The sequence below is a fragment of the Streptomyces sp. NPDC058674 genome, from assembly GCF_042716505.1.
GTDB lineage: Bacteria > Actinomycetota > Actinomycetes > Streptomycetales > Streptomycetaceae > Streptomyces.
Genome location: NZ_JBHXSC010000002.1, coordinates 88461 through 114036, shown reverse-complemented (window position 1 = coordinate 114036; position 25576 = coordinate 88461). Strand labels below are relative to the sequence as shown.

Annotated in this window: 19 protein-coding genes; 10 read left to right on the top strand and 9 right to left on the bottom strand. The window is 73.3% G+C overall.

Features of this window, described 5'->3' with window-relative positions; all coding sequences use genetic code 11:
* The first annotated feature begins 92 nt into the window (after positions 1-92).
* Positions 93-1058, top strand: a complete 966-nt coding sequence (speB, locus tag ACFWU6_RS01785; RefSeq protein WP_383806169.1) for an agmatinase — start codon at positions 93-95, stop codon at positions 1056-1058.
* Between the two features lie 35 nt (positions 1059-1093).
* Positions 1094-2776, top strand: coding sequence for a thiamine pyrophosphate-binding protein (locus ACFWU6_RS01780; protein ID WP_383977597.1), 1683 nt, complete (start codon positions 1094-1096; stop codon positions 2774-2776).
* Positions 2777-2818: 42 nt separating this feature from the next.
* Here ACFWU6_RS01780 and ACFWU6_RS01775 read toward each other — a convergent pair whose 3' ends face one another.
* Positions 2819-3049: a hypothetical protein gene (locus ACFWU6_RS01775; RefSeq protein WP_383977593.1), complete on the bottom strand. Its 231-nt coding sequence runs from the start codon at positions 3047-3049 to the stop codon at positions 2819-2821.
* Positions 3050-3222: 173 nt separating this feature from the next.
* On the opposite strand from ACFWU6_RS01775, the gene ACFWU6_RS01770 reads away from it, so the two are divergent.
* Positions 3223-7080: an ABC transporter ATP-binding protein gene (locus ACFWU6_RS01770; RefSeq protein WP_383977590.1), complete on the top strand. Its 3858-nt coding sequence runs from the start codon at positions 3223-3225 to the stop codon at positions 7078-7080.
* A 13-nt stretch (positions 7081-7093) separates the two neighbouring features.
* Here the strand turns inward: ACFWU6_RS01770 and ACFWU6_RS01765 are convergent, their stop codons facing one another.
* Positions 7094-7408, bottom strand: coding sequence for a hypothetical protein (locus ACFWU6_RS01765; protein WP_383977587.1), 315 nt, complete (start codon positions 7406-7408; stop codon positions 7094-7096).
* Between the two features lie 160 nt (positions 7409-7568).
* Here ACFWU6_RS01765 and ACFWU6_RS01760 point away from each other — a divergent pair, with 160 nt between their 5' ends.
* The 3 genes from ACFWU6_RS01760 (at position 7569) to ACFWU6_RS01750 (ending at position 9833) form a co-directional block, all read left to right on the top strand.
* Complete coding sequence (locus tag ACFWU6_RS01760; RefSeq protein ID WP_383806182.1) at positions 7569-7931, top strand: hypothetical protein; 363 nt, start codon at positions 7569-7571, stop codon at positions 7929-7931.
* Positions 7932-8015: 84 nt separating this feature from the next.
* Positions 8016-9458 (top strand): S28 family serine protease, encoded by a 1443-nt coding sequence (locus ACFWU6_RS01755; protein ID WP_383806185.1) that lies wholly within the window; start codon positions 8016-8018, stop codon positions 9456-9458.
* 168 nt (positions 9459-9626) lie between these two features.
* Positions 9627-9833, top strand: a complete 207-nt coding sequence (locus ACFWU6_RS01750; protein WP_383977584.1) for a hypothetical protein — start codon at positions 9627-9629, stop codon at positions 9831-9833.
* 72 nt (positions 9834-9905) lie between these two features.
* On the opposite strand, the gene ACFWU6_RS01745 is transcribed toward ACFWU6_RS01750, so the two are convergent.
* Together ACFWU6_RS01745 and ACFWU6_RS01740 are read right to left on the bottom strand one after the other, a co-directional pair.
* Positions 9906-11717, bottom strand: a complete 1812-nt coding sequence (locus ACFWU6_RS01745) for a glycoside hydrolase family 3 protein (RefSeq protein WP_383977580.1) — start codon at positions 11715-11717, stop codon at positions 9906-9908.
* A 10-nt stretch (positions 11718-11727) separates the two neighbouring features.
* Positions 11728-12702: a LysR substrate-binding domain-containing protein gene (locus tag ACFWU6_RS01740; RefSeq protein WP_383977577.1), complete on the bottom strand. Its 975-nt coding sequence runs from the start codon at positions 12700-12702 to the stop codon at positions 11728-11730.
* Positions 12703-12802: 100 nt separating this feature from the next.
* On the opposite strand from ACFWU6_RS01740, the gene ACFWU6_RS01735 reads away from it, so the two are divergent.
* A complete protein-coding gene (locus ACFWU6_RS01735) occupies positions 12803-13741 on the top strand; it encodes an EamA family transporter (protein ID WP_383977574.1) in 939 nt (312 codons plus the stop codon).
* Here ACFWU6_RS01735 and ACFWU6_RS01730 read toward each other — a convergent pair.
* Both ACFWU6_RS01730 and ACFWU6_RS01725 read right to left on the bottom strand, forming a co-directional pair.
* Complete coding sequence (locus tag ACFWU6_RS01730) at positions 13692-14213, bottom strand: GNAT family N-acetyltransferase (RefSeq protein WP_383977571.1); 522 nt, start codon at positions 14211-14213, stop codon at positions 13692-13694. The genes ACFWU6_RS01735 and ACFWU6_RS01730 overlap by 50 nt on opposite strands.
* Positions 14214-14363: 150 nt before the next feature.
* Positions 14364-14924: a DUF937 domain-containing protein gene (locus ACFWU6_RS01725; protein WP_383806201.1), complete on the bottom strand. Its 561-nt coding sequence runs from the start codon at positions 14922-14924 to the stop codon at positions 14364-14366.
* Between the two features lie 279 nt (positions 14925-15203).
* Here ACFWU6_RS01725 and ACFWU6_RS01720 point away from each other — a divergent pair, with 279 nt between their 5' ends.
* Complete coding sequence (locus tag ACFWU6_RS01720; RefSeq protein ID WP_383977568.1) at positions 15204-17459, top strand: ATP-dependent RecD-like DNA helicase; 2256 nt, start codon at positions 15204-15206, stop codon at positions 17457-17459.
* 183 nt (positions 17460-17642) lie between these two features.
* Entirely contained in the window at positions 17643-18932 is a 1290-nt protein-coding gene (locus ACFWU6_RS01715) for a citrate synthase (protein ID WP_383806207.1), read from the top strand.
* Between the two features lie 449 nt (positions 18933-19381).
* On the opposite strand, the gene ACFWU6_RS01710 is transcribed toward ACFWU6_RS01715, so the two are convergent.
* The 3 genes from ACFWU6_RS01710 to ACFWU6_RS01700 form a co-directional block, all read right to left on the bottom strand.
* Complete coding sequence (locus ACFWU6_RS01710) at positions 19382-21676, bottom strand: heavy metal translocating P-type ATPase (RefSeq protein ID WP_383806210.1); 2295 nt, start codon at positions 21674-21676, stop codon at positions 19382-19384.
* Between the two features lie 129 nt (positions 21677-21805).
* On the bottom strand, positions 21806-22039 hold the full coding sequence (locus tag ACFWU6_RS01705; RefSeq protein WP_383806213.1) for a heavy-metal-associated domain-containing protein: 234 nt from the start codon (positions 22037-22039) through the stop codon (positions 21806-21808).
* A 376-nt stretch (positions 22040-22415) separates the two neighbouring features.
* Positions 22416-23087, bottom strand: coding sequence for a TetR/AcrR family transcriptional regulator (locus tag ACFWU6_RS01700; protein ID WP_383977564.1), 672 nt, complete (start codon positions 23085-23087; stop codon positions 22416-22418).
* Between the two features lie 131 nt (positions 23088-23218).
* Here ACFWU6_RS01700 and ACFWU6_RS01695 point away from each other — a divergent pair, with 131 nt between their 5' ends.
* Positions 23219-25504, top strand: a complete 2286-nt coding sequence (locus ACFWU6_RS01695) for an MMPL family transporter (protein ID WP_383977561.1) — start codon at positions 23219-23221, stop codon at positions 25502-25504.
* The last annotated feature ends 72 nt before the right edge of the window (positions 25505-25576 follow it).

Here is a 25576-nt window from a genome sequence, read left to right as displayed (position 1 = left end):
CCCCAGCAGTACCCCCCAGCAGCACCCCCCCGGGCGGACCCCCGGCGGCCACCGCAGGACCCCCAGCAGGACCTCCAGAAGGGCACCCCCTCATGAGCACGCAGCCGCGCGGACCCGTCGACTCCTCCCGCATCCCCCGGTACGCGGGCCCCGCGACCTTCGCCCGGCTGCCGCGCCTGGACGAGGTCGGCTCCGCCGACGTCGCCGTCGTGGGCGTCCCCTTCGACTCCGGCGTGTCCTACCGCCCCGGCGCCCGCTTCGGCGGCAACGCCATCCGCGAGGCCTCGCGCCTGCTGCGCCCGTACAACCCGGCCCAGGACGCCTCCCCCTTCGCCCTCGCGCAGGTCGCGGACGCCGGCGACATCGCCGTGAACCCCTTCAACATCAACGAGGCCGTCGAGACGGTCGAGGCCGCCGCCGACGAACTGCTCGGCGCCGGCTCCCGCCTGATGACCCTCGGCGGCGACCACACCATCGCCCTCCCGCTGCTCCGCTCGGTCGCCAAGAAGCACGGCCCCGTCGCGCTGCTGCACTTCGACGCGCACCTGGACACCTGGGACACCTACTTCGGCGCCGAGTACACGCACGGCACGCCGTTCCGCCGCGCCGTCGAGGAGGGCATCCTCGACACCGAGGCGCTCTCCCACGTCGGTACCCGCGGCCCGCTGTACGGCAAGCAGGACCTGACCGACGACGCCAAGATGGGCTTCGGCATCGTCACCTCGGCCGACGTCTACCGGCGCGGCGCCGACGAGGTCGCCGACCAGCTGCGCCAGCGCATCGGCGACCGGCCGCTGTACATCTCGATCGACATCGACGTGCTGGACCCCGCGCACGCCCCCGGCACCGGCACCCCGGAGGCGGGCGGCATGACCTCCCGCGAGCTCCTGGAGATCATCCGCGGTCTGTCCTCCTGCAACCTCGTCTCCGCAGATGTCGTCGAGGTCGCCCCGGCGTACGATCACGCGGAGATCACCTCCGTCGCGGCCTCGCACACCGCGTACGAGCTGACCACCATCATGAGCCGTCAGATCGCCGCCGCGAAGGCTGCCGGATGACGGTGCCGGCGAACCCGAAGGGCGAGTAAGCGCACGTGACGCACGACCACGACCTGGTACTCCGTCCCACCGAGGCCCAGACGGCCGCCGCCCTGGCGCCGCCGCCGGGGCGCACGGGCGGGGACCTGGTCGTGGAGACACTGCGCTCGCTGGGCGCGACCACCGCCTTCGGGCTGCCCGGCCAGCACGCGCTGGCCCTCTTCGACGCGGTGGGCCGCTCCGACCTGCGACTGGTCGGCCTCCGCACGGAGAACAACGCCGCCTTCGCCGCCGATGCGTACGGCCGCATCACCGGCGAGGCGGTCCCGCTCCTGCTGTCCACGGGCCCGGGCGCGCTGATGGCCCTGCCCGCGCTGGCGGAGGCCGCGGCCGCTTCCGCCCCCGTTCTGGCCATCGCCTCGCAGGTGCCGGTCGCGGGGCTGGGCGGCGGGCGGCGCGGCCACCTGCACGAGCTGCGCGACCAGTCCGCCTCCTTCCGGGAGGTGGTCAAGTCCGTGCACACCGCCCGTACGCCCTCGCAGATCCCGTCGGTGGTGGCCGAGGCCTGGGAATCGGCCCTCACGGCCCCCCACGGGCCGGTCTGGGTGGAGATCCCGGAGGACGTGCTCCGCGCCGGAACGCTCATCCCGCAGGTCACGGGCATGGACGCGACCCCGCACGAGTCCGCCCCGCGGCCGGAGCTGACGGCGCTGGCGGCGCACTGGCTGTCGAACGCCTCCCGGCCGGTGATCATCGCGGGCGGGGGAGTGGTCCGCGCCGACGCCGCGGGCAAGCTCAGGCAGCTGGCGGAACGCCTCAACGCGCCGGTGGTCACCACCTTCGGCGGCAAGGGCGCCTTCCCCTGGAAGCACCCGCTCTCCCTCCAGTCCTGGCTGGAGGACCGCCACATGACGGACTTCCTGGAGGACGCGGACGTCCTGCTGGTGGTGGGCTCGGGGCTGGGGGAGCTCTCCTCGAACTACCACACGTTCTTCCCCACGGGCCGCGTCGTCCAGATCGAGGCGGACCTCGGCAAGCTGGAGTCCAACCACGCCGGCCTGGGCATCCACGCGGACGCCCGCCTCGCGCTCCAGGCCCTGCTGGAGACCGTGCCGGAGCGGGAGGACCCCACCGCCCCGGAACGCGTGCGCATGGTCCTCGCGGACATCGCGGCCCGCCTGTCCGCCCAGGACGTCACCCTGGAGCAGGAGCTGCTGGCCTCGATCCGCGCCGCCCTCCCGGCCCGGTCCCCGTCCTTCTGGGACATGACGATCCTGTCCTACTGGGCCTGGTCGGCCTTCGACCCCGGGCACCCGAACACCATGCACTCGGCGCAGGGCGCGGGCGGCCTCGGCTACGCCTTCCCGGCGGCGCTGGGCGCCTGCGTCGCGGAACCGGGCACCCCCGTCCTGGCGGTCTCCGGCGACGGCGGCGCGATGTACTCGATCGCGGACCTGGCCACGGCCCGCCAGCACGACCTCGACGTCACCTGGCTGATCGTGGACGACGGCGGCTACGGCATCCTGCGCGAGTACATGACGGCCGCGTTCGACGCCCCGGTGGCCACGGAACTGACCCGCCCCGACTTCGTCGCCCTGGCGGCCTCCTTCGGCATCCCGGCGGCCACCACCACCCCGGCCACCCTCCGCGAGGACCTCACGACGTCCCTCGCCACCCCGGGCCCCTCGGTCCTGGTCCTCCCCGCGACCCTCAGGATGTTCGCCCCGACGCACGTCTGAGGGACGCCGGGCGTTCCTTGCGGACGTCCTCACCGGACCTGGTTAGACCGGAGCGAACCAGCCCGACAGGAAGAGGTCGTCCTCCGCCGGTTCCGCCTCCGGGCCCGGTTCCGCCTCCGGGCCCGGTTCCGCCTCCAGGCCCGGGCCCCATCCCGGGGCCGCCGTCGGGGCCGGGCGGGGGGCCGGTTGGGGGCGGGGTGCGGCCGGTGCCGGCCGCGTCGTCGCCCCGCGGACCCAGAGGTCCGGATCGGCGCCGGTTTCCTTGATCGTCATGGGCCGAGTATCGCCGGACCCCCCGCGGGCGCCCCCGCTGCCCCCGTGACCCGTACGGACCAGAACGGCTCGCCGAACAGCGGATAAACCCGTTCGATTGTTGCGGCGGGATGAAATCCGCCGGTCGGCGCGTTGGGGGAGGCGGCAGGACAGCAGCGACGGGGAGGCATCACGTGACGGCGGCAGAGACGGCGACCGGGGACGAACAGGGCTGGGCCCGGAGGCTGACCGCCTACACCTGGCGGTACAGGACCAACGTGCTCCTCGCACTCGGCTCCTCGCTGGCCGGCATGGCCGTCATGGCCCTCGTGCCGCTGGTCACCAAGGTGATCATCGACGACGTCATCGGGGACAAGACCAAGGACATGGCGCCCTGGGCCGGGATGCTCATAGCCGCCGCCCTGCTCGTCTACGTGCTCACCTACATCCGCCGGTACTACGGCGGCCGCCTCGCCCTCGACGTGCAGCACGACCTGCGCACCGACATGTACGACACCATCGCCCGCCTCGACGGCCGCCGCCAGGACGAGCTCTCCACCGGGCAGGTCGTCGGCCGGGCCACCAGCGATCTCCAGCTGATCCAAGGGCTGCTCTTCATGCTGCCCATGACCGTCGGCAACTTCCTCCTCTTCGGGATATCCCTCGGCATCATGCTGTGGCTGTCCCCGCTGCTCACCCTCGTCGCCCTGCTGATGGCCCCGGCCCTCTGGTTCATCGCCAAGCGCAGCCGCAAGAAGCTCTTCCCCGCCACCTGGTGGGCCCAGGGCCAGGCCGCCGCCGTCGCGACCGTCGTGGACGGGGCCGTCACCGGCGTCCGCGTCGTCAAGGGCTTCGGCCAGGAGGACCAGGAGACCGGCAAGCTGCGGGCCGCGAGCCGCCGGCTGTTCGCCGGCCGGATGCGCACCATCCGCCTGAACTCCCGCTACACCCCCGCCCTCCAGGCCGTACCCGCCCTCGCCCAGGTCGCCATGCTGGCCCTCGGCGGCTGGATGGCCACCCGCGGCCAGGTCACCCTCGGCACCTTCGTCGCCTTCTCGACCTACCTCGCCCAGCTCGTCGGTCCGGTCCGCATGCTCGCCATGGTCCTCACCGTCGGCCAGCAGGCCCGCGCCGGCGTGGAGCGCGTCTTCGAGCTGATCGACACCGAGCCGGCCATCCGGGAGGGCGCGACCGCGCTCCCCGCCGACGCGCCGGCCACCGTCGAGTTCGACGCCGTCCGCTTCGGGTACGACACCGACCGGCCCGTCCTCGACGGCTTCTCGCTCTCCCTCGACGAGGGCGAGACGGTCGCCCTCGTCGGCTCCTCCGGCAGCGGCAAGTCCACCGTCTCGCTGCTGCTGCCCCGCTTCTACGACGCCGACTCCGGAGTCGTCCGCGTCGGCGGCCACGACGTCCGCGAGCTGACGTACGCGTCCCTGCGGTCGGCGATCGGGCTCGTCCCGGAGGACTCGTTCCTCTTCTCCGACACCATCCGCGCGAACATCGCCTACGGGCACCCCGAGGCCGGCGAGGAGCAGATCCGGGCCGCCGCCCGCGCCGCCCAGGCCGAGGGGTTCATCGAGGCCCTGCCCGCCGGGTACGACACGAAGGTCGGCGAGCAGGGGCTCACCCTGTCCGGCGGCCAGCGCCAGCGCATCGCGCTCGCCCGGGCCATCCTCACCGACCCCCGGCTGCTCCTCCTCGACGACGCCACCTCCGCGGTGGACGCCCGCGTCGAGCACGAGATCCACGAGGCGCTGCGGGCCGTCATGGCCGGCCGCACCACCCTGCTGATCGCCCACCGCCGCTCCACGCTCGCCCTGGCCGACCGGATCGCCGTCCTCGACGGCGGCCGGCTCTCCGACATCGGTACGCACGAGGAGCTGGAGCGCCGCTCCGCCCTGTACCGCAGGCTGCTGACCGACCCCGACGCCCTCGGCGCCGGTTCGCCGCGCACCCCGGACGCCCCGATGGCCGAGTTCGAGCGCGACCTCGGCCGCGACAGCGACCTCGAACGGGACATCGAGCTCGAAGCCGAGATCGACTCCGAGCCCGTCAACGCCAAGCGCCGGGTCGCCGACGGGGTCACCCCCGAGCTGTGGCGGCGCCAGGACGAGTCGGACGGCGGGTCCCCCGCCGCCCCGGCCGCCGCCACCGGAGCGCCGGGCGCCGGACACTCCATGGCCGGGGCCGTGGCGGGCATGCCCGCCACCCCTGAGCTGCTCGCGCAGGTGGCCGCACTGCCGCCCGCCGAGGACCGCCCCGAGGTGGACGAGAGCCGCGCCGCCTCCGCCGAGGAGAGCTACGGCCTGCGCCGGCTGCTCGGCGGCTTCTGGGCGCCGCTCGCGATCAGCCTCGCTCTCGTCGCCGTCGACGCGGGATCCGGGCTGCTCCTGCCGATCCTGATCCGGCACGGCATCGACCAGGGCGTCGAACAGGCCGCCCTCGGAGCCGTCTGGGTGGCGGCCGCGCTCGCCCTGGTGATCGTCATCGCCCAGTGGGCCGCGCAGTTCGCCGAGACCCGGATGACGGGCCGCACCGGTGAACGCGTGCTCTACGCCCTGCGCGTCAAGATCTTCGCCCAGCTGCAGCGCCTCGGCCTCGACTTCTACGAGCGCGAGCTCACCGGCAAGATCATGACGCGGATGACCACGGACGTGGACGCCCTGTCCACCTTCCTCCAGACCGGCCTCGTCACCGCCGTCGTCTCCGTCTTCACCTTCTTCGGCATCCTGATCGCCCTGCTCGTCCTCGACGTCGAGCTCGCGCTGATCGTCTTCGCCACCCTGCCGCTGCTCGTGGTCGGCACCGTCTTCTTCCGCCGCAGGTCCGTCGCCGCCTACGAGCTTGCCCGCGACCGGGTCAGCCTGGTCAACGCCGACCTCCAGGAGTCCGTCGCCGGTCTGCGCATCGTCCAGGCCTTCCGCCGCGAGGGGGTGGGCGCCGTCCGCTTCGCGGAGCGCAGCGACGCGTACCGCGCGGCCCGGGTCCGCGGCCAGTGGCTGATCTCCGTCTACTTCCCCTTCGTCCAGCTGCTGTCCTCGGGCGCGGCGGCCGCCGTGCTGATCGTCGGCGCGGGCCGGGTCGAGGCGGGCACCCTGACCACCGGCGCGCTGGTGGCGTACCTGCTCTACATCGACCTGTTCTTCGCCCCGGTCCAGCAGCTCTCCCAGGTCTTCGACGGCTACCAGCAGGCGACCGTCTCCCTCGGCCGCATCCAGGGGCTGCTCCGCGAGCCCACCAGCACCCCGCGGCCCGCCGAGCCCCGCCGGGTCGCGGCACTGAGCGGGGATATCGCCTTCGAGGACGTCCGCTTCCAGTACGGCACCGCCGAGGAGCGCGGCGAGAAGGGCGAGGCCCTGGCCGGCATCAGCCTGCGGATTCCCGCCGGCCAGACCGTGGCCTTCGTCGGTGAGACCGGAGCGGGCAAGTCCACGCTGGTCAAGATGGTGGCCCGGTTCTACGATCCGACCTCCGGCCGGGTCACCGCCGACGGCACCGACCTGCGGGAGCTCGACCTGACGGCGTACCGCCACCGGCTGGGCGTCGTCCCGCAGGAGCCCTACCTCTTCCCCGGGACGGTGCGCGACGCCATCGCCTACGGGCGGCCCGGCGCGAGTGACGCCGAGGTGGAGGCCGCCTCCCGCGCGGTCGGCGCGCACGCCATGATCGCCACGCTCGACGGCGGCTACCTGCACACCGTCGCCGAGCGCGGCCGCAACCTCTCGGCCGGCCAGCGCCAGCTGATCGCGCTGGCCCGCGCCGAGCTCGTCGATCCGGACGTGCTGCTGCTCGACGAGGCGACCGCGGCCCTGGACCTGGCGACGGAGGCCCAGGTCAACCGGGCCACCGACCGGCTCGCGGGCAAGCGCACCACCCTGGTGGTGGCCCACCGGCTGACCACCGCGGCCCGCGCCGACCGGGTGGTGGTCATGGACCGCGGCCGGGTCGTGGAGGACGGCACCCACGCCGAACTCCTGGACCGCGGCGGGCGGTACGCCGACCTGTGGCGCACCTTCGCCGGCGAGGACGCGCCGGCCGCGGCGGCCTGACCGCCGCGCGGTCTCAGAGCTCGCCGAAGAGCAGGTTGCCGGGGGCGTCCTCGTCGGTGCCGGTGTAGTAGTCGCGTACGGCGTCGAGGAGTTCGTCCACGGACAGGTACCCGTCGTGGTTCTTGTCGATCCTCGCGAACGGCGCGTCCGCGTCCTCGGCGGTCAGCCTCGTGTCCGCCCAGCGTGATCTCCGCGGTGATCGCGAACTCCCGGCCGCCCGCTGGGGAGTTGTGGATGCACTCGTACGAGGGAGGGGCCCGCGGGGGCCGCGGGGCCGCGGCGTCCGGCGTCCGGCGTCCGTCCGGTCCGCCGGTCGCGGGAGGGCCAACGGCCCTCCCCGCCCGTCCGCGCCCCGGGTCCTTGCCCGTTGCAACCTTCTGCGGGACCTGGGCGTCGTACGTACGCACGCACGTGGTACGTACGACGGAACGGGGTGCAGGGTGTTGCAGTGGTCGAGGGGGCCCGGCCGGCCGGCGGCCGTGACGGGGGTGTTCGCGGCGGCACTGGGGCTCTGCGCCGCCGCGCTGTTCGCGGCGCCGGCGGCTCAGGCCGCGCAGGGCGCGGGCGAGCGCTGCGGCGGCCGGCCGGTCCGCACGCTGCCGTTCGCGACGGGGGAGGTGCGCGTCTACAAGACCCGCACCCAGGTCTGTGCGATGGCGTTGGCCCGTGTCCCGGGGGAGCGCCGCCCCATGGAGGTGAGCATCCAAGCGCGCGGCGGGGTCCCGGTCCGCGATGCCGGGCGGTTCACCCGGTACGCCGGGCCCGTCACCGTCGGTGCGATCGGTCGCTGCGTGTATGTAAAGGGGGGCGTGGGGGCCGGATCGGTCGACTCCGGCTGGATCCTGTGCTGACGGAGCGACCCAACCGGGTCTGGTCAGAGGTGTGTTGGCCCGGCTAGGTTCACGGCGACCGAAGTGAACTCAAGGGGAGGGTGCATGCGCAAGACGCTCGGATGGCTGCTGTCACTCGTGGTGCTGATCGGCACCGTGGGTGCGGCCGGCTCCACGGCACAAGCGGCCACCGCCGCGGAGCCGGCGGCCGCCACGGACATCAAGGACATCAAGGACCGGATCCTCGGCATTCCCGGCATGAGCCTGATCGAGGAGAAGCCGTACCCCGGGTACCGCTTCTTCGTACTGAACTACGAGCAGCCGGTCGACCACCGGCAGCCGTGGAAGGGCACCTTCAAGCAGCGCCTGACCCTGCTGCACAAGGACGTCTCCCGGCCGACGGTGTTCTTCACCTCCGGCTACAACGTCAACACCAGCCCGCGCCGCAGCGAGCCGACGACCATAGTCGACGGCAACCAGGTGTCGCTGGAGTACCGTTTCTTCACCCCTTCGCGGCCCGATCCGGCCAACTGGGCCACCCTGGACATCTGGCAGGCCGCCAGTGACCAGCACCGCCTCTTCACGGCCCTGAAGAAGACCTACACGAAGAACTGGCTGGCCACGGGCGGCAGCAAGGGCGGCATGACCGCGACGTACTACGAGCGCCACTACCCGCGGGACATGGACGGTGTCGTCGCGTACGTCGCGCCCAACGACGTCGTGAACAAGGAGGACTCGGCCTACGACCGGTTCTTCAACAAGGTCGGCACCAAGGAGTGCCGCGACCGGCTGAACGCCGTACAGCGCGAGGCGCTCGTGCGCCGCGAGCCGCTCGAGGCGAAGTACGCGGCCGCGGCCGCGGAGAACGGTTGGACCTTCACCACCGTCGGCGACCTCGACAAGGCATACGAAGCGGTCGTGCTCGACTACGTGTGGGCCTTCTGGCAGTACAGCCTGCTCGCCGACTGCGCCGCGATCCCGACCGCCGCGACCGCCACAGACCAGGAGATCTGGGACACCATTGACGCGATCTCCGGCTTCTCGGCCTACGCCGACCAGGGTCTGCAGACGTACACCCCGTACTACTACCAGGCGGGCACCCAGCTCGGTTCGCCCGACATCAAGCAGCCCCACCTCAAGGGCCTGAGCCGCTACGGCTACCAGCCGCCGCGCAACTTCGTGCCCCGCGAGATCCCGATGGCCTTCCAGCCGGGGGCCATGGCGGACGTGGACAACTGGGTCCGCAACAACGCGAACCAGATGCTGTTCGTGTACGGGCAGAACGACCCGTGGGGCGCCGAACCGTTCCGCCTCGGCTACGGGGTGCGCGACAGCTACGTGATGACCGCCCCCGGTGCCAACCACGGCGCGAACGTCGCCAAGCTCCTGGACGGCGAGCGGACGCTGGCCACCGCGAAGATCCTCCAATGGGCCGGGGTCGCCCCCGCCGCCGCGCTCGCCGACTCGGCCGAGGCGGCGCCGCTGGCCTCGCCGGACGCCCTGCTCGACCAGCGCGACCCGGAGCGCGAGCCGCAGCTGCGGCCGTAGCCCCACCGCGCTCCCGAGGGGGCGGGCCCGCACCTGCCGCGGGCCCGCCCCCTCCCGCACGCCGTACCGCGGACGAGGCCGCCTACCGCTGGTGACCAGGCCGGATCTCGCCGGTAGCGCCCCGGCCCCCACTACGATCCGCAGGATCAGGGGAGGAAGGGGAGGGACATGAGATTCGCCTGGTTCGTCTGGCTGGCCCGGCACTTCGGGGAATTCGGCTACGGAGACGGCCCGTTGAGGGGCGCGATCGGGACGCTCGCCGTCCTGCTGACGGCGGCGCTGACCGGCTACACGCTGCGCCGCCACAGGGCCGCCGCGGCCGCGGCCGCGGGCGTGGTCTGCATCGCGGGCCTCGCGTGGCTCGCCGCCCACTGACCGCGCCCACTGGCCGCGCCCACTCACCGCGCCCACTGGCCGCGCCCGCTGACCGTGGCCGCCCGGCCGCCGTCAGGGGTAGGACAGCCCGTGGCCCAAGGGGTAGCGGCCCGGGACCGGTACCGGGAGGCGGCCCTCGGGGCGCATCGCGCCGGTGATCACCCGGGCGGCGGCCCGCATCTCCACGTCCGTCCAGGTGTACGTCGCCAACTCCGCCGCGCACGCCGGCAGCCGGGCCGCGTCGTAGGGGTTGCGGATCGCCACCGAGACGACCGGGACCCCGGAGGCGACGAGCTGCGCGACCAGCGTGCGCTGCGGGCTCTCCCCCTCGGGGACGTTGTACGTGCACACCAGCACCGCCGCGTGCCCCGCCGCGGCCGCGGCCGCCCGCTCGGGCGCCACCGCCGTGGCCCGGCAGCCCAGGGCGGTCAGCTCCCGGGCCAGTACCGCGGTAGGGGGCCCCGTGGTACCGGTGGGGGAGGCGGGGTCGGCCCCCGTGACCAGCAGTCGGGGCGCCGCCGCGGCGTCCAGCGGCAGCAGCCCGGCGGGGTTGGCCAGCAGGGTCGTCGTACCGGCCGCGATCTCGTCGGCGGCCGCCAGGTGCCCGGGGGTGCCCACGGTCTCGGCCGTCCGCGCCGCGGTGGCCCCGGGCGCCTCGAACAGGCCGCGGCGGGTCTTCAGTTCCAGGATGCGCAGCACCGACTCCTCGATCCGCTCCTCGGTCAGCTCGCCCGCCTCGACCGCGGCCAGCACGCTGCGGTGCGCGAGCCCCAGGTCCGGCGGGTTCAACAGCTGGTCGCAGCCCGCGCGCAGGGCCAGTACGGGCACCCGGTCGTCCCCGTACTTCTGGCGGACCCCGGCCATGTCCAGGGCGTCGGTGACCACCACCCCCCGGAAGCCGAGGCGTTCGCGCAGGATGCCGGTGACGATCGGCCGGGAGAGCGTCGCCGGGTCCCCCGAGGGGTCGAGCGCGGGGAAGACGATGTGCGCCGTCATGACGGCGTCCACGCCCGCCTCCACCACCGCCCGGAAGGGCGGCTCGTCCAGCTCCTCCCAGAGGGCGCGGGTGTGCCGCATCACGGGCAGCCCGACGTGGCTGTCGGTCTCGGTGTCCCCGTGGCCGGGGAAGTGCTTGGCGGTGGCCGCCACTCCGGCGCTCTGGTAGCCGCGCACCTGGGCGGCGGCGAGGGCCGCCACCGCGCGCGGGTCGGCGCCGAAGGACCGTACGCCGATCACCGGATTGGCCGGGTTGACGTTGACGTCGGCCACCGGCGCGTAGTCCTGCCGGATGCCCATGGCGGCCAGTTCGGTGGCCGCGATCCGGGCGGCCCGCCGGGCGTCGGCGACCCGGCCGCCCGCGCCGAGGGCCATCGCCCCGGGCAGCAGGGTCGCCGGCCGGCCGATGCGGGCGACCGCCCCGTGCTCCTGGTCGGTGGAGAGCAGCAGCGGGACCCGGGCGCCGGTGGCCAGGGCGGCCCGCTGGAGGCCGCCGGAGAGCTCCGCGATCTGCTGCGGACTGCGGGTGTTGTGGGCCCACGCGAAGTAGACGATCCCGCCGAGGTGGTAGCGGGCGACCAGCTCGGCGGCGGTGCGCACCCCGAACAGCGCCAGGTTCCGCTCGGCGTCCGCCGGATCGGGATCGGTCGCCGAGTGGCCGTACGCCCGGGAGACGAAGAGCTGCCCGACCTTCTCGGCGAGGCTCATCCCCTCGACCAGCCGGCGCAGCCGGGCCCGGTCGGTGCGGCGGCCCGGCGGTCCGCCGGGGGCGCGCGGGTCGTCCGGTGCGCGGCGGGCCCCCGAGGCGGCGGAGGTGGCCCCGCCGACCGTGACGGCGGCCAGGGCGGCTGCGGCGAGCAGGGTCCGGCGGGAGGCGTGGTTCGGCACGCGCCGGACCCTACTGCCGGGCCGGGTCCGGGGCGTGACGGACACTCGGGAGATCCCCCGGAAGGGTCGCCGCCCCGGGCACGGCCCGTACGCGGGCCCAGTGCTCCTGCAGGGTCCGCACGGCCTCCGTGATGGCGGGACGGCGGGCTGCCCCGGTCCGCCACAGGGCGTACAGCCGTCGTACGGGGCCGGGCTCCAGCGGTACGGCCACCGCGCCCGGCGGCAGCGCACCCGTGCCGAGGCGGGGGACGACGGCCACCCCGAGTCCCGCCGCGACCAGGGCGACGATCGTGTGGTTCTCCTCCGCGACGTGCGCGATGTCCGGCTCCAGGCCGACCGTCCGCAGGGTCCGCACCAGCCAGTCGTGGCAGACCCGCCCGGGCGGCTGGCACACCCAGCGCTGTCCGCCCAAATCCGACCGCAGGACCCTGCGGCGCGCGGTGAAGGGGTGCCCGGCCGGCACCACCAGGTCGCACAGGTCGTCGCCGATCAGCGCCTGCTCCACGCCCTCGGGGGCCGGCAGCGGGGCGATGTCCCAGTCGTGGGCCACGGCCAGGTCCGTCACGCCCCGGGACACCAGGTCCACCGACAGGTGCGGGTCGACCTCGGTGAGGCGGACGTCCAGCGCCGGGTGCCGGCGGGCCAGATCGGCCAGCACCCCCGGCAGCAGCCCGCGCGCCGCCGAGGCGAAGGCGGCCACCGTCAGCAGCCCGCTCGGCTGCCCGCGCCGCTCCTCCAGGGTGGTCTCGGCGCGCTCCACGATCGCCAGCAGCTCCCGCGCCGTGTCGGCCAGATGGCGGGCCTCCTCGGTGAGGGCGACCCCGCGCCCGCGCCGCTCCAGCAGCGTCGTGCGGGTCTCCCGCTCCAGTTTGGCGATCTGCTGCGAGACCGCCGAAGGGGTGTAGCCGAGGGCCGCCGCCGCGCCCGCGACCGATCCGTGGACGGAGACGGCGTGCAGGGCGCGCAGCCGGGCGAGATCAAGCACGCCCCCATCGTGGCAGCCCTCCCACCCGTAAGCAATGCTTCATCCATCCCGGAAGAGATCGGCGCTGGTGCTACATCAAGCGGTCGTCGATGCTCGGATCATGCGTCCCGTACACACCGCACTCGCCGTGCTCGTCGCCGCCGTGTGGGGCTTCAACTTCGTCGTCATCGAGATCGGGCTCGGACACTTCCCGCCGCTGCTCCTGTCCGCCCTGCGCTTCCTCGCCGCCGCGGTGCCCGCGGTGTTCTTCGTCGGGCGTCCCAAGGTCGCCTGGAAGTGGATCCTGGGGGTCGGAGCGGCCCTGGGCATCGCCAAGTTCGGCCTGCTCTTCACCGGCATGGCCGCCGGGATGCCGGCCGGGCTGTCCTCCCTCGTGCTCCAGATCCAGGCCGTCTTCACCGCCGTCCTGGCCGCCGCCGTCCTGCGCGAGCGGCCCGGGCCGGTGCGGCTGGCCGGCATGGGGGTCGCGCTCGTCGGCATCGCGGTGGCCGCCGTGGACGGGGGGACCGCCGGTCCGGTGCTCGGTTTCACCCTGGTCGTGGCGGCTGCCGCGTGCTGGGGCGTCTCCAACGTGCTGACCCGCAAGGCCTCCCCGCCCGACGCCCTGAACTTCATGGTGTGGGTGTGCGCGGTCCCGGTGGTGCCGCTGTTCGGGCTCTCGCTCCTGCTGGAGGGGCCCGACCGGGACGCGGCCGCCCTGCGGGCCCTGGACTGGTCCGGGGCGGCCGTCATCGGGTACGTCGCCTGGGTGTCCACCGTCTTCGGCTTCGGCGCCTGGGGCTACCTGCTGCGCCGCTACCCGGCGTCCTCGGTGGCGCCCTTCTCGCTGCTGGTCCCGGTCTTCGGGATGTCCTCGGCCGCCCTGGTACTGGGGGAGGGCGTCTCGGGGCTGCGCTGGCTGGCGGCGCTGCTCCTGGTCGGCGGGGTGGCGCTCACCTCGCTGGCTCCCGCCGCGCGGGCCTCGAACCGTACGGGGGTCGGTTCGGGCGTCAGCGCGGGGAGCCCTCCTGGAGCGGCAGTCGCCAGTCCTGCCCCGTGAGCGCGGCCCCGAACGAGCGGTGCGGGCGTTCGGCCACCAGGGTGAAGCCGGCGCTCAGGTAGCGGGAACGGGCCTCGGCCAGCACGTCGTTGGTCCACAGCACCAGCTCGCGGTAGCCGACCGAGCGGGCGAAGGCGACGACGGCGTCGACCAGGAGGGTGCCGATGCCATGCCCCCGGCAGGCCGGCTCCACCAGGAGGAGCCGCAGCCGTGCGGTGCCGGGTGCGCCGTCCTCGCGCACGCACATCACCGAGCCGACCGGGCGGCCCTCCAGCTCTGCGATCCACACGCGTTCCAGGTACGGGTCGTGGTCCTCGGCGAAGTCCGCGACGACCCGGGCCACCAGCCCTTCGAACTCCGTGTTCCAGCCGTACTCGGCGGCGTAGAGCGCGCCGTGCCGCTGCACGATCCAGCCCAGCTCGCCGGGCTCCGGGGGCCGTAGCCGCACGGGCGCCTTCTCGGGCGTGTCCATGGCGCCCGAGGATAGCGCGGGGGGCGGCGCCGGGGGGCGGGCCGGGGGACGGCCCGCACCGCCCGGGACCGCCCTCGGGGCGCCCCGGCACCTCCGCGCCGTCTCAGCGCCCGGCCGGCCGAACTCCGATGTGCCGCTGGGCCGTACGGGTCACTTCCGGCCGCCGCCGAGGATCTGGCCCAGCAGGTCCCCGAGGCCGCCGCCCGCCGCGGGGGCCGCTCCGGGGGCCGGGGCGCCGCCCGCCGCCGGGCCCGCGGCCGTGGTGCCGGCGCCCCGTCCGGCGGCGCGCTTGGCGAAGACGGCCATCAGGACCGGGATCAGCAGCTCGATGACGCGGCTGATGGTGGGCGCGGGGATGCCGGTCTTCTTGGAGACGGCGTTGGCCACGGGCTTGCTCACCTTGGCGAGCACCCCGGCCATCATCCCGCCGGACAGCATGCCGCCGAGGCCGCCGCCGCCCAGGCCGCCGCCCAGCGTGGACACGCCCTGCAGCGGGGGTTCCGCGACCTCGGCGAAGGCCCGGCGGACCTCGACGCCGTCGTCGTCGTCCGCGGCGGCCTTCTCCTGCAGGCCGCCGGTCATGGCGCCGACCGTCTCGGCGACGGTGTCGCGCGCGCCGTCGGCGTCCGTGCCGAGGAGGCCGGCGATCTCGGTCAGCCTGTCGTCGCCGAGCTCGTGGAGCACGTCGTCCTGGAATGAAGATTCGCTCATGCGGGAAACGCTACTTCTGCGGCGATTTGACGGCACCCCGGACTCCGCTCCGGTAACGGAACGGTAAAGCTGCGCATCCGAGTGCAACCCCCGGCGCGGCACGGGGGTCGTATGGTGCGTCGGGACTTTCGGGAGGGGATCTGGGGGGATCGGGAAGTCCGACACGGGAGGGGTAACCGTGAGGGGGTCCGGCCGCGAGGCCGGACCCCCTTCTCGTGTCCCGGCCCCCGTTGTCCACAGGGCCGACGGACTGTCGCCGGCGGGCGGTAGCGTCGTGCCATGGCAACGGACGGGGCAGGGGCGGGCGTACAGCCGGCGGTGGTCGACGGCGTGCTGGAGCGCATCACCTACGCCAATGAGGAGAGCGGGTACACGGTCGCCCGCGTCGACACCGGCCGCGGCAGCGGCGACCTCCTCACGGTCGTCGGGTCCCTCCTCGGCGCGCAGCCCGGAGAATCGCTGCGGATGGAGGGCCGCTGGGGCTCCCATCCGCAGTACGGCAGGCAGTTCACGGTGGAGAACTACCGCACCGTGCTGCCCGCCACCATCCAGGGCATACGCCGCTACCTCGGCTCCGGCCTGATCAAGGGCATCGGCCCGAAGATCGCCGACCGGATCGTGGAGCACTTCGGCACGGACACCCTCGACGTGATCGAGGCCGAGCCGAAGCGGCTGATCGAGGTGCCCGGCCTCGGGCCCAAGCGGACCAAGCTGATCGGCGCCGCCTGGGAGGAGCAGAAGGCCATCAAGGAGGTCATGGTCTTCCTCCAGGGGGTCGGCGTCTCCACGTCCATCGCGGTGCGCATCTACAAGAAGTACGCCGACGCCTCCATCTCGGTGGTGAAGAACCAGCCCTACCGGCTCGCCGCCGACGTCTGGGGCATCGGGTTCCTCACCGCCGACCGCATCGCCCAGGCCGTGGGCATCCCGCACGACAGCCCCGAGCGGGTCAAGGCGGGGCTCCAGTACGCCCTCTCCCAGTCCACCGACCAGGGGCACTGCTTCCTGCCCGAGGACCGGCTGATCGCCGACGGGGTCAAGCTGCTCCAGGTGGACACCGGGCTCGTCATCGACTGCCTGGCGGAGCTCGCCGCGGACCCGGAGGGCGTCGTACGGGAGCCGGTGCCCGATCCGCAGGGCGGGCCGGACCCGCTGACCGCCGTGTACCTGGTCCCCTTCCACCGCGCCGAGCTGTCGCTGGTCGGGCAGGTACGCCGGCTGCTCCACGCGGAGGCCGACCGGATGCCCGGCTTCCAGGACGTGGACTGGGAGAAGGCGCTGGGCTGGCTCGCCGGGCGGACCGGGGCGGCGCTCGCCCCCGAGCAGCGGGACGCGGTCAAGCTGGCGCTCACCCGGCGGGTCGCGGTCCTCACCGGCGGGCCGGGCTGCGGCAAGTCCTTCACCGTGCGCTCCATCGTCGAGCTGGCCCGGGCCAAGAAGGCCAAGGTGGTGCTGGCGGCACCCACCGGCCGGGCGGCGAAACGGCTGGCCGAGCTCACCGGCGCCGAGGCCTCCACCGTGCACCGGCTGCTGGAGCTCAAGCCGGGCGGGGACGCGGCGTACGACCGGGAGCGGCCCTTGGACGCGGACCTGGTCGTGGTCGACGAGGCCTCGATGCTGGACCTGCTCCTGGCCAACAAGCTGGTCAAGGCCGTGGCGCCGGGCGCACACCTGCTGCTCGTCGGGGACGTGGACCAGCTGCCGTCGGTCGGAGCCGGGGAAGTGCTGCGGGACCTGCTGGCCGAGGGCGGCCCGGTGCCCGCGGTCCGCCTGACCCGGATCTTCCGGCAGGCCCAGCAGTCGGGGGTGGTGACCAACGCCCACCGGATCAACACCGGCCTCCCGCCCCTCACCGACGGCCTGCCGGACTTCTTCCTCTTCCCCGAGGAGGACACCGAGGCGGCCGGGGTGCTCGCCGTGGACGTGGCGGCCCGCCGCATCCCGGCCAGGTTCGGGCTCGACCCGCGCCGGGACGTCCAGGTGCTCGCCCCCATGCACCGCGGGCCGGCCGGCGCCGGGAACCTCAACGGCCTGCTCCAGCAGGCCATCACGCCGGCCCGGCCGAACCTGCCGGAGAAGCGGTTCGGCGGCCGGGTCTTCCGGGTGGGCGACAAGGTCACCCAGATCCGGAACAACTACGAGAAGGGTGCCAACGGCGTCTTCAACGGCACGGTGGGCGTGGTCACCGCCCTCGATCCGGACGAACAGCGCCTGACGGTACGGACGGACGAGGACGAGGAGATCGGCTACGAGTTCGCCGAGCTCGACGAGCTGGCGCACGCGTACGCCGTCACCATCCACCGCTCCCAGGGGAGCGAGTACCCCTGCGTGGTGATCCCGGTCACCACGGGCGCCTGGATGATGCTCCAGCGCAACCTCCTCTACACGGCGGTGACCAGGGCGAAGAAACTGGTCGTCCTCGTCGGGTCCCGGAAGGCGATCGGGCAGGCGGTGCGTACGGTTTCCGCAGGCAGGAGGTACACCGCGGTCGCCGCCCGGCTGTCCGGCCGGATACCGGTGGGAAACATCACCTAAATGATCGATCATTTGGGGTTCCCGCCACCGGTACGGAGGGGGCAGGATGAGCAGGTTGAAGGCACTCAGTGCCGTCAAAAGGACCAAAGGCCGACCCCGAGTGCACTCTCCTGCGCCAAATGGGGGAAGGTAGAGGCAGTCAGGGCACCTCGAAGAAGAGGCACTACGTCGGTGAGGGATGACGTGAGCGACAACTCTGTAGTACTCCGGTACGCGGACGGTGAATACACCTACCCGGTGGTCGAGAGCACCGTCGGTGACCAGGGCTTCGACATCTCGAAGCTGCGGGCCCAGACCGGGCTCGTCACCTTGGACAGCGGCTACGGCAACACCGCGGCGTACAAGTCCGCGATTACCTACCTCGACGGCGAGCAGGGAATCCTGCGCTACCGCGGCTACCCGATCGAGCAGCTGGCCGAGCGTTCGAGCTTCATCGAGGTCGCGTACCTGCTGATCAACGGGGAGCTGCCGACCGTCGACCAGCTCGCGTCGTTCCGCAACGAGATCACCCAGCACACGCTGCTGCACGAGGACGTGAAGCGCTTCTACGACGGCTTCCCGCGTGACGCGCACCCGATGGCGATGCTGTCCTCCGTGGTCAGCGCGCTGTCGACGTTCTACCAGGACAGCCACAACCCGTTCGACGAGCAGCAGCGCCACCTCTCGACGATCCGCCTGCTGGCCAAGCTGCCGACGATCGCGGCCTACGCGTACAAGAAGTCCGTCGGCCACCCGGTGGTCTACCCGCGCAACGACCTGGGCTACGTCGAGAACTTCCTGCGCATGACCTTCTCCGTGCCGGCCCAGGAGTACGACCTGGACCCGGTCGTGGTCGCGGCGCTCGACAAGCTGCTGATCCTGCACGCGGACCACGAGCAGAACTGCTCGACCTCCACCGTGCGCCTGGTCGGCTCCTCGCAGGCGAACATGTTCGCCTCGATCTCCGCCGGCATCTCGGCGCTGTGGGGCCCCCTGCACGGCGGCGCCAACCAGTCCGTCCTGGAGATGCTCGAGGGCATCAAGAACGACGGCGGCGACGTCGACGCCTTCATCCGCAAGGTGAAGAACAAGGAAGACGGCGTCCGCCTGATGGGCTTCGGGCACCGCGTCTACAAGAGCTTCGACCCCCGGGCGAAGATCATCAAGGCGGCGGCGCACGATGTCCTCTCGGCGCTCGGCAAGAGCGACGAGCTGCTCGACATCGCGCTCAAGCTGGAAGAGCACGCGCTGGCCGACGAGTACTTCGTCTCGCGCAACCTCTACCCGAACGTGGACTTCTACACCGGTCTCATCTACCGGGCCATGGGCTTCCCGACCGAGATGTTCACCGTGCTCTTCGCGATCGGCCGCCTTCCCGGCTGGATCGCCCAGTGGCACGAGATGATCAAGGAGCCGGGTTCCCGCATCGGCCGTCCGCGCCAGATCTACACCGGAGAGGTCCTGCGCGACTTCGTTCCCGTAGAGAGCCGCTGACAGAGAGCCACTGACCGGGGGCCTTCGGGCCCGGGCCGTACCCGGACGCGGCGTGCGAAACGCGTCCGGGTGAGTACGAAAAGCCATGCGCAGGCGTGCGAAGGCTTGAGCGAGGCCAGCGAAAAGCGCCCCGCCGCCGATCCCCCCACGGGTCGGCGGTCGGGGCGCTTTTCTTTCCCCGGTACGGACTCCCCCCACGGGATCCGCGCCGGGGCGTCTGTGTCTGCCGGGACCCGTTTCCGGGTCGGGAGGGCCGCTCAAAGCTTCCCGCGGGCACGCGTCCCGGCCGGCCGATGCCGCGGACGTCCCCCAAGACCTCCGTGGAACGTCCCCCAAGACGTTCCTGGCACGCCCCATTAGACCCGTGGCGACCCCGGATGGTTACGTCGCCATCACTGTGATCTGCGTCTCCCGTGAAGGAACTGTGTCGGAAATGCGAAGGCGATCCACTAGCGGAAGGCCCGCAACCGGAGGCTGTTCGTCACCACGAAGACCGAGGAGAAGGCCATGGCCGCTCCGGCGATCATCGGGTTGAGGAGTCCGGCAGCGGCGAGCGGCAGGGCCGCGACGTTGTAGCCGAAGGCCCAGAAGAGGTTCCCCTTGATCACGGCGAGGGTCCTGCGCGACAGCCGGATCGCGTCCGCGGCCACCCGCAGGTCGCCCCGTACGAGGGTCAGGTCGGCCGCCTCGATGGCGGCGTCGGTGCCGGTGCCCATGGCCAGGCCCAGGTCGGCCCGGGCCAGCGCGGCCGCGTCGTTGACGCCGTCGCCGACCATCGCGACGGTGCGTCCCTCGGCCTGGAGGCGCTCCACCACGTCGGCCTTGTCCTGCGGCATGACCTCCGCGATCACCTCGTCGATGCCCACCGCGCGGGCCACCGCCTCGGCCGCGGCCCGGTTGTCGCCGGTCAGCAGGATCGGGGTCAGCCCCAGCGCACGCAGCCGGGCGACCGCCTCGGGGCTGGTCTCCTTGACCGCGTCGGCCACGGTCAGCACCCCGCGGGCCGCTCCGTCCCAGGCCACCACGACGGCGGTGCCGCCCGCGGCCTCGGCGGCGGCCTTGGCCCCGGCGAGAGCGTCCGGCAGCGCGATCCCCCGGTCGGCGAGCAGGTGTGCGCGGCCCACCAGGACGGCGTGCCCGTCGACCACTCCGCGGACGCCGAGCCCGGCGAGGTTCTCGAAGTCCCGGGGGGAGGGCAGGGCGCCGACCCGCTCGGCCGCGCCGGTGGCGACGGCGCGGGCGACCGGGTGTTCGGAGGCGTGCTCCAGGGCTCCGGCCAGCCGCAGCAGCTCGGTCGCGTCGACCCCGTCCGCGGGGTGGACGCCGGTCAGGGTCATCCGGCCGGTGGTGACGGTCCCGGTCTTGTCCAGGACGACGGTGTCCACCCGCCGGGTGGACTCCAGGACCTCGGGGCCCTTGATGAGGATGCCGAGCTGCGCGCCGCGGCCGGTGCCCACCATCAGTGCGGTCGGGGTGGCCAGGCCCAGGGCGCAGGGGCAGGCGATGATCAGGACGGCCACGGCGGCCGTGAAGGCGGCGGTGGGGTTGTCCGTGGCCAGCAGCCAGGCGACCCAGGTGCCGAGCGCGAGGAGCAGGACGACCGGTACGAATACGGCGGACACCCGGTCGGCGAGGCGCTGCACCTCGGCCTTGCCGTTCTGCGCGTCCTCGACCAGGCGGGCCATCCGGGCCAGTTGCGTGTCGGAGCCGACCCGGGTCGCCTCGACGACCAAGCGTCCGGAGGTGTTGACAGTGGCGCCGGTGACGGGGTCTCCGGGCGCGACCTCGACCGGTACCGACTCGCCGGTGAGCATGGAGGCGTCGACGGCCGAGCCGCCCTCCACGACCGTGCCGTCGGTGGCGATCTTCTCGCCGGGGCGGACGGTGAACCGGTCGCCGACCAGGAGCGCGCTCACCGGGATGCGCACCTCGGAGCCCCCGCGCAGGACGGCGACGTCCCTGGCGCCGAGCTGCAGCAGCGCCTTGAGCGCCGCGCCCGCCTTCCGCTTGGCGCGTGCTTCGAGGTAGCGGCCGAGCAGGATGAAGGCGACGACGCCGGCCGCCACCTCCAGGTAGACGGCGGAGGAGCCGTCCGTGCGGGAGACGGTGAAGTCGAAGCCGTGCCGCATGCCGGGCATGCCCGCGTGGCCGAAGAACAGGGCCCACAGGGACCAGGTGAAGGCGGCGAGGGTGCCGACGGAGACCAGGGTGTCCATGGTGGCGGCGCCGTGCCGGGCGTTGGTCCAGGCGGCCTTGTGGAAGGGGAGGGCGCCCCAGACGACGACGGGGGCGGCGAGCGTCAGGGAGAGCCACTGCCAGTTGTCGAACTGGAGCGCCGGGACCATCGCGAGCAGGACGACGGGCAGGGCGAGGGCGACGGACACGAGGAGCCGTTGGCGGAGCGCGGCCAGCTCGGGGTCCGGGGCCTCGGCCGGCAGCCGTACGGACCCGGACGCGGGCCCGGACTGTGGTTCCGGCTGTGCTTCGGGCTGCGGTTCCGGCTCGGGGGGCGGGGGTTCCGCGGCGGTGTAGCCGGTCCTCACGACGGTCGCGACGATGTCCGCCACCCGGACGTCCGGCGCGTAGGAGACCTTCGCCTTCTCGGTGGCGTAGTTCACCGTCGCGGTGACCCCGTCCATCCGGTTCAGCTTCTTCTCGATGCGGGCCGCGCAGGAGGCGCAGGTCATCCCGCCGATCGTGAGCTCGACTGCCGCTATGGGTCCGTCGTGCACTGTGCTGGTCATGTCCGGGCTCCAGGGGGAGGGCCGGGCGGTGCGGTACCAGTATGAGCTGGCCGGCGCCGCCCGGCGGGTGCTACGGGTCGTGCGGTGCTGCGGGTGGTGCCTGGGGGCAGGTGCGGCCGGGGCCGGCGGTCAGGCGCGGCCGGCGAAGTCGTAGCCGGCCTCGTCCACGGCGGCGCGCACGTCCTCGTCCGCCAGCGGGGCCGCGGAGACCACCGTGACCTCGCCGGTCGCGGCGACGGCCTTGACCGAGTCGACGCCCGGCAGGGCGGAGAGCTCCGTGGTCACCGCACCCTCGCAGTGCCCGCAGGTCATGCCGGTCACGCGGTAGACGGTGGTGGTCCGGGTGTCCGTCTCGGCGGTCATGTCGTTCTCCTCTTGAGGGGCGCGTATCGGCCGCCGGGGGCGGCGGATCTCTCCAGCCTCCTCCCGACACGTCGAGACTATACCCCTAGGGGGTATCAATGCGAGCCGGCGCGGCTGCTCTTTTGGGGTGGGGCGATTCGGGCGGATCGTGCGGACTGCAGGGATGTGCGGACTGTAGGGGCGCGCCGGACATGGATCACCCGGCGGGCTTCGTCCTGACCCTGTGCGCCGCGGGCTGGTCGCGCGGCGGGGGCTGACGGGGGCGGATGCTGTCCGTACGGGTGTTACCGCCGGCCGGTCCGCGTGAGGGCGGCCGGCCGGACGGCCTCCGGTGGGGATGCGGGCGGTCGGCCCGGCGGCCGGCACCCGGACCGGGTCAGCGCGGAGGGGCCGTGGTGACCATGGGCTCCAGGTAGCGCAGCAGTACGGTCTTCAGTTCGGCGGTGTAGGCGGCGCGCTCGGCGCCCTCGTGGGCCAGGATCAGGTCCAGCGACGCCTTGAAGATGCCCAGGATCATGTTCGAGGTGTGGGTGAGCTCGGCCGGCGTGGCCTCGGGGGCGAAGCCGCGCAGGACGCCTTCCACCCGGGCGAGCAGGCTGGAGTGCAGTTCCTCGTGCTCCTGGGTGATGCCGGGGACGCCGGAGCCGTGCATGAGCGCCCAGAAGGCCGGGTTCTCGCAGTTGAAGGCGATGACCGGGTCCAGGACGGCGTCCAGCAGCTCGGGCAGCGGGCGGTGCAGGTTCTCCGGCAGGAAGGCCTGGCCGTGCATCTCGTGCGCGCGCTGGAGCAGCTGGCCGCCGAGCTCCACGGCGATGGCCTCCTTGTTCGGGAAGAACTGGTAGAGCGTGCCAGGGGAGACGCCCGCTTCGCGCGCGATGGCATTGGTGCTGGCCGCGGCGTAGCCGGTACGGCAGAACACGCCCGCGGCGGCCGCCAGGAGCTGGCTGATCCGGCGCTCGCCGCGTGCCTGGCGGCGCCGCGGGCTCGGGGGTGCGCCCTCGGCGGGATCGGCTTTTTGCGCCGCTTTGTCCTTGGGGGTCCCCGGCATGTCCAATCCCTTGCTTCCCGTGGGTGATTGACAAACGCGAGGGATCGCTCGCATTCTGAGTGAACGCGAGCGAGTGCTCGTGTTTGCCAGTGTATTTCGGCCTGGCAATCAGGTGAAGGGGACACCGAGTCATGTCCGAAGTCAAGAAACCGCCGCCGCCCGGGGAGAGCGGCAGGTGGACCCGGATCGTCACGGCCCGACCGCGGCTCTCGCTCCTGCTCGCCCTGCTGGTCACGGCGCTGGCCGTGTTCGCGGGCAGCGGTGTTGCCGACCGGATGGGCAGCGGCGGCTGGGAGGACCCGGACGCCCGGTCCACCCGTGCGGCCAAGGCCTTGGAGCGCGAGTTCCCGGGCGCGCAGCCCAATCTGCTGCTCCTCGTCGAGGCCGGGGCGGGCACCCGCGGCGTCGAGGACCCGGCCGTCGCCGCCGAGGCGGAGCGGCTGGCGACGCGGCTCGCCGCCGAAGAGGGCGTCACGGGCGTCGGCTCCTACTGGCGCACCCCGCTGCCGGCGCTGCGATCCGAGGACGGGAGACAGGCGCTGATCGCCGCCCGGGTGCTCGGCGACCAGAAAACCGCCACCCGCGTGCTGGAGCGGATGGCCCCGCACTACCAGGGGGAGCACGGACCCGTGCACGTCTCCCTCGGCGGACAGGTCGCGGTCCAGCGCGAGGTGACCGAGACCATCCAGGAGGACCTGCTGCGCGCCGAGCTGATCGCGCTGCCGGTGACCCTCGTGCTGCTCATCCTCGTCTTCGGCAGCGCCGTCGCGGCCCTGCTGCCGCTCGGCGTGGGCATCGTGGCCATCCTCGGGACCAATGCGGTGCTGCGCGGCCTCACCGAATTCACCGAGGTCTCGGTCTTCGCCCAGAACCTGACCACCGCACTCGGCCTCGGACTCGCCGTCGACTACGCCCTGTTCATCGTCCGGAGGTTCCGCGAGGAGCTCGCCGCCGGACGGGACCCACGGGACGCCGTCGGCGCCACCCTGCGCACCGCGGGGCGCACCGTGCTGTTCTCGGCGCTGACCGTCGCCGTCTCGCTGTCCGCGATGATGTTCTTCCCGATGTACTTCCTGCGGTCCTTCGCCTACGCGGGGGTCGCCGTGGTCCTGCTCGCCGCGGGGGCCGCGCTGATCCTGCTGCCCGCGGCCCTGGTCCTGCTCGGCCACCGGGTCGACTCCCTCGACCTGCGCAGGCTCTGGCGCCGGGGGCGGGGCACGGCCGCGGGGGGCGCGGCCGGGGAAACCGGCCGGGGCTGGGCGCGGACGACCGCGCTGGTGATGCGTCGGGCGCCGGTCTTCGCGGTGGCCACCACGGCCGGCCTGCTGTTGCTGGGCCTGCCCTTCCTCGGGGTGCAGTTCGGCACCGTGGACGACCGGCAGCTGCCGGCGACCGCCGCGTCGCACGTGGTCCAACAGCAGATCAGGGACGGCTTCCCGGGCAACCCCGGCGGCGGGCTGATCGTGCTGACCGAGGGTGCCCGCGGTGCCGGGGACCTCACCGCCTACCGGGACCGGGTGGGCGCACTGCCCGGAGTGGTCCGCATCGACGGACCGGTCAGCGCCGGCCCGGACTCCCGGTACGCCTACTTCTCGGTGGTCGCCGAAGGAGAGGCCGTGGGTCCGCAGGCCCAGGACCTCGTCGGCGAGGTGCGGGAGGTCGACGCACCCTTCGAGACCTCCGTGGCGGGGCAGGCCGCGGTGCTCGTGGACGCCCAGGACGCCGTCGCGGAGGAACTGCCCGCCGCCCTGGCCCTGGTGGTCCTGGCGACGCTGCTGCTGGTGTTCCTGCTCACCGGGAGCGTCCTGATACCGATCCAGGCGATCCTGCTCAACGCACTGAGCCTGACGGCGATGTTCGGGGCGGTCGTGTGGGTCTTCCAGGAGGGCAACCTCTCGGGTCTGCTCTCCTTCACCTCGACGGGGGACATAGAGACCACGCTGCCGGTGCTGATGTTCTGCATCGCCTTCGGACTCTCCATGGACTACGGGGTGTTCCTCATATCCCGCATCAAGGAGGAGTACGACAGGACCGGGGACCACGAGGGGGCGGTGCGCGCCGGGCTGGCGCGTACGGGCGGACTGATCACTGCCGCGGCCGTGATCCTGGCGGTGGTGATGGTGGCCATCGGCACCTCGCGGGTGACCAACACCAAGATGCTCGGGCTCGGGATCGCCCTGGCGGTCCTGATGGACGCGATGGTCGTCCGCAGCCTGCTCGTCCCGGCGGTGATGAAGCTGACGGGGAAGGCCACGTGGTGGGCGCCGGGTCCGCTGCGCAGGCTGCACGGGAGGTTCGGGCTGAGCGAGGGGGAGGCGGCCGTTGCGGCGACCGCGCCGGAGCCCGCTCCGGCCCGGGATTCGCGGGCGGACCCGGCGGCCGGCGGGGCGGAGAGGATACGCGCCGGCGCCCGCTAGCCGGTGGGATCGGGGAGTCCGATCCGTACGCCGGGCGGGCCCGCGGGGGGCCCGCCCGGGCGCGGGCGGGCC

What these genes read in the sequence shown, in the direction of transcription:
- ACFWU6_RS01700 (WP_383977564.1), bottom strand. Translation starts at nt 23,087, where the DNA reads ATGCCGGGGACCCCCAAGGACAAAGCGGCGCAAAAAGCCGATCCCGCC.
- ACFWU6_RS01720 (WP_383977568.1), top strand. Translation starts at nt 15,204, where the DNA reads ATGGCAACGGACGGGGCAGGGGCGGGCGTACAGCCGGCGGTGGTCGAC.
- ACFWU6_RS01725 (WP_383806201.1), bottom strand. Translation starts at nt 14,924, where the DNA reads ATGAGCGAATCTTCATTCCAGGACGACGTGCTCCACGAGCTCGGCGAC.
- ACFWU6_RS01705 (WP_383806213.1), bottom strand. Translation starts at nt 22,039, where the DNA reads ATGACCGCCGAGACGGACACCCGGACCACCACCGTCTACCGCGTGACC.
- ACFWU6_RS01775 (WP_383977593.1), bottom strand. Translation starts at nt 3,049, where the DNA reads ATGACGATCAAGGAAACCGGCGCCGATCCGGACCTCTGGGTCCGCGGG.
- ACFWU6_RS01735 (WP_383977574.1), top strand. Translation starts at nt 12,803, where the DNA reads ATGCGTCCCGTACACACCGCACTCGCCGTGCTCGTCGCCGCCGTGTGG.
- ACFWU6_RS01695 (WP_383977561.1), top strand. Translation starts at nt 23,219, where the DNA reads ATGTCCGAAGTCAAGAAACCGCCGCCGCCCGGGGAGAGCGGCAGGTGG.
- ACFWU6_RS01730 (WP_383977571.1), bottom strand. Translation starts at nt 14,213, where the DNA reads ATGGACACGCCCGAGAAGGCGCCCGTGCGGCTACGGCCCCCGGAGCCC.
- speB (WP_383806169.1), top strand. Translation starts at nt 93, where the DNA reads ATGAGCACGCAGCCGCGCGGACCCGTCGACTCCTCCCGCATCCCCCGG.
- ACFWU6_RS01750 (WP_383977584.1), top strand. Translation starts at nt 9,627, where the DNA reads ATGAGATTCGCCTGGTTCGTCTGGCTGGCCCGGCACTTCGGGGAATTC.
- ACFWU6_RS01710 (WP_383806210.1), bottom strand. Translation starts at nt 21,676, where the DNA reads ATGACCAGCACAGTGCACGACGGACCCATAGCGGCAGTCGAGCTCACG.
- ACFWU6_RS01755 (WP_383806185.1), top strand. Translation starts at nt 8,016, where the DNA reads ATGCGCAAGACGCTCGGATGGCTGCTGTCACTCGTGGTGCTGATCGGC.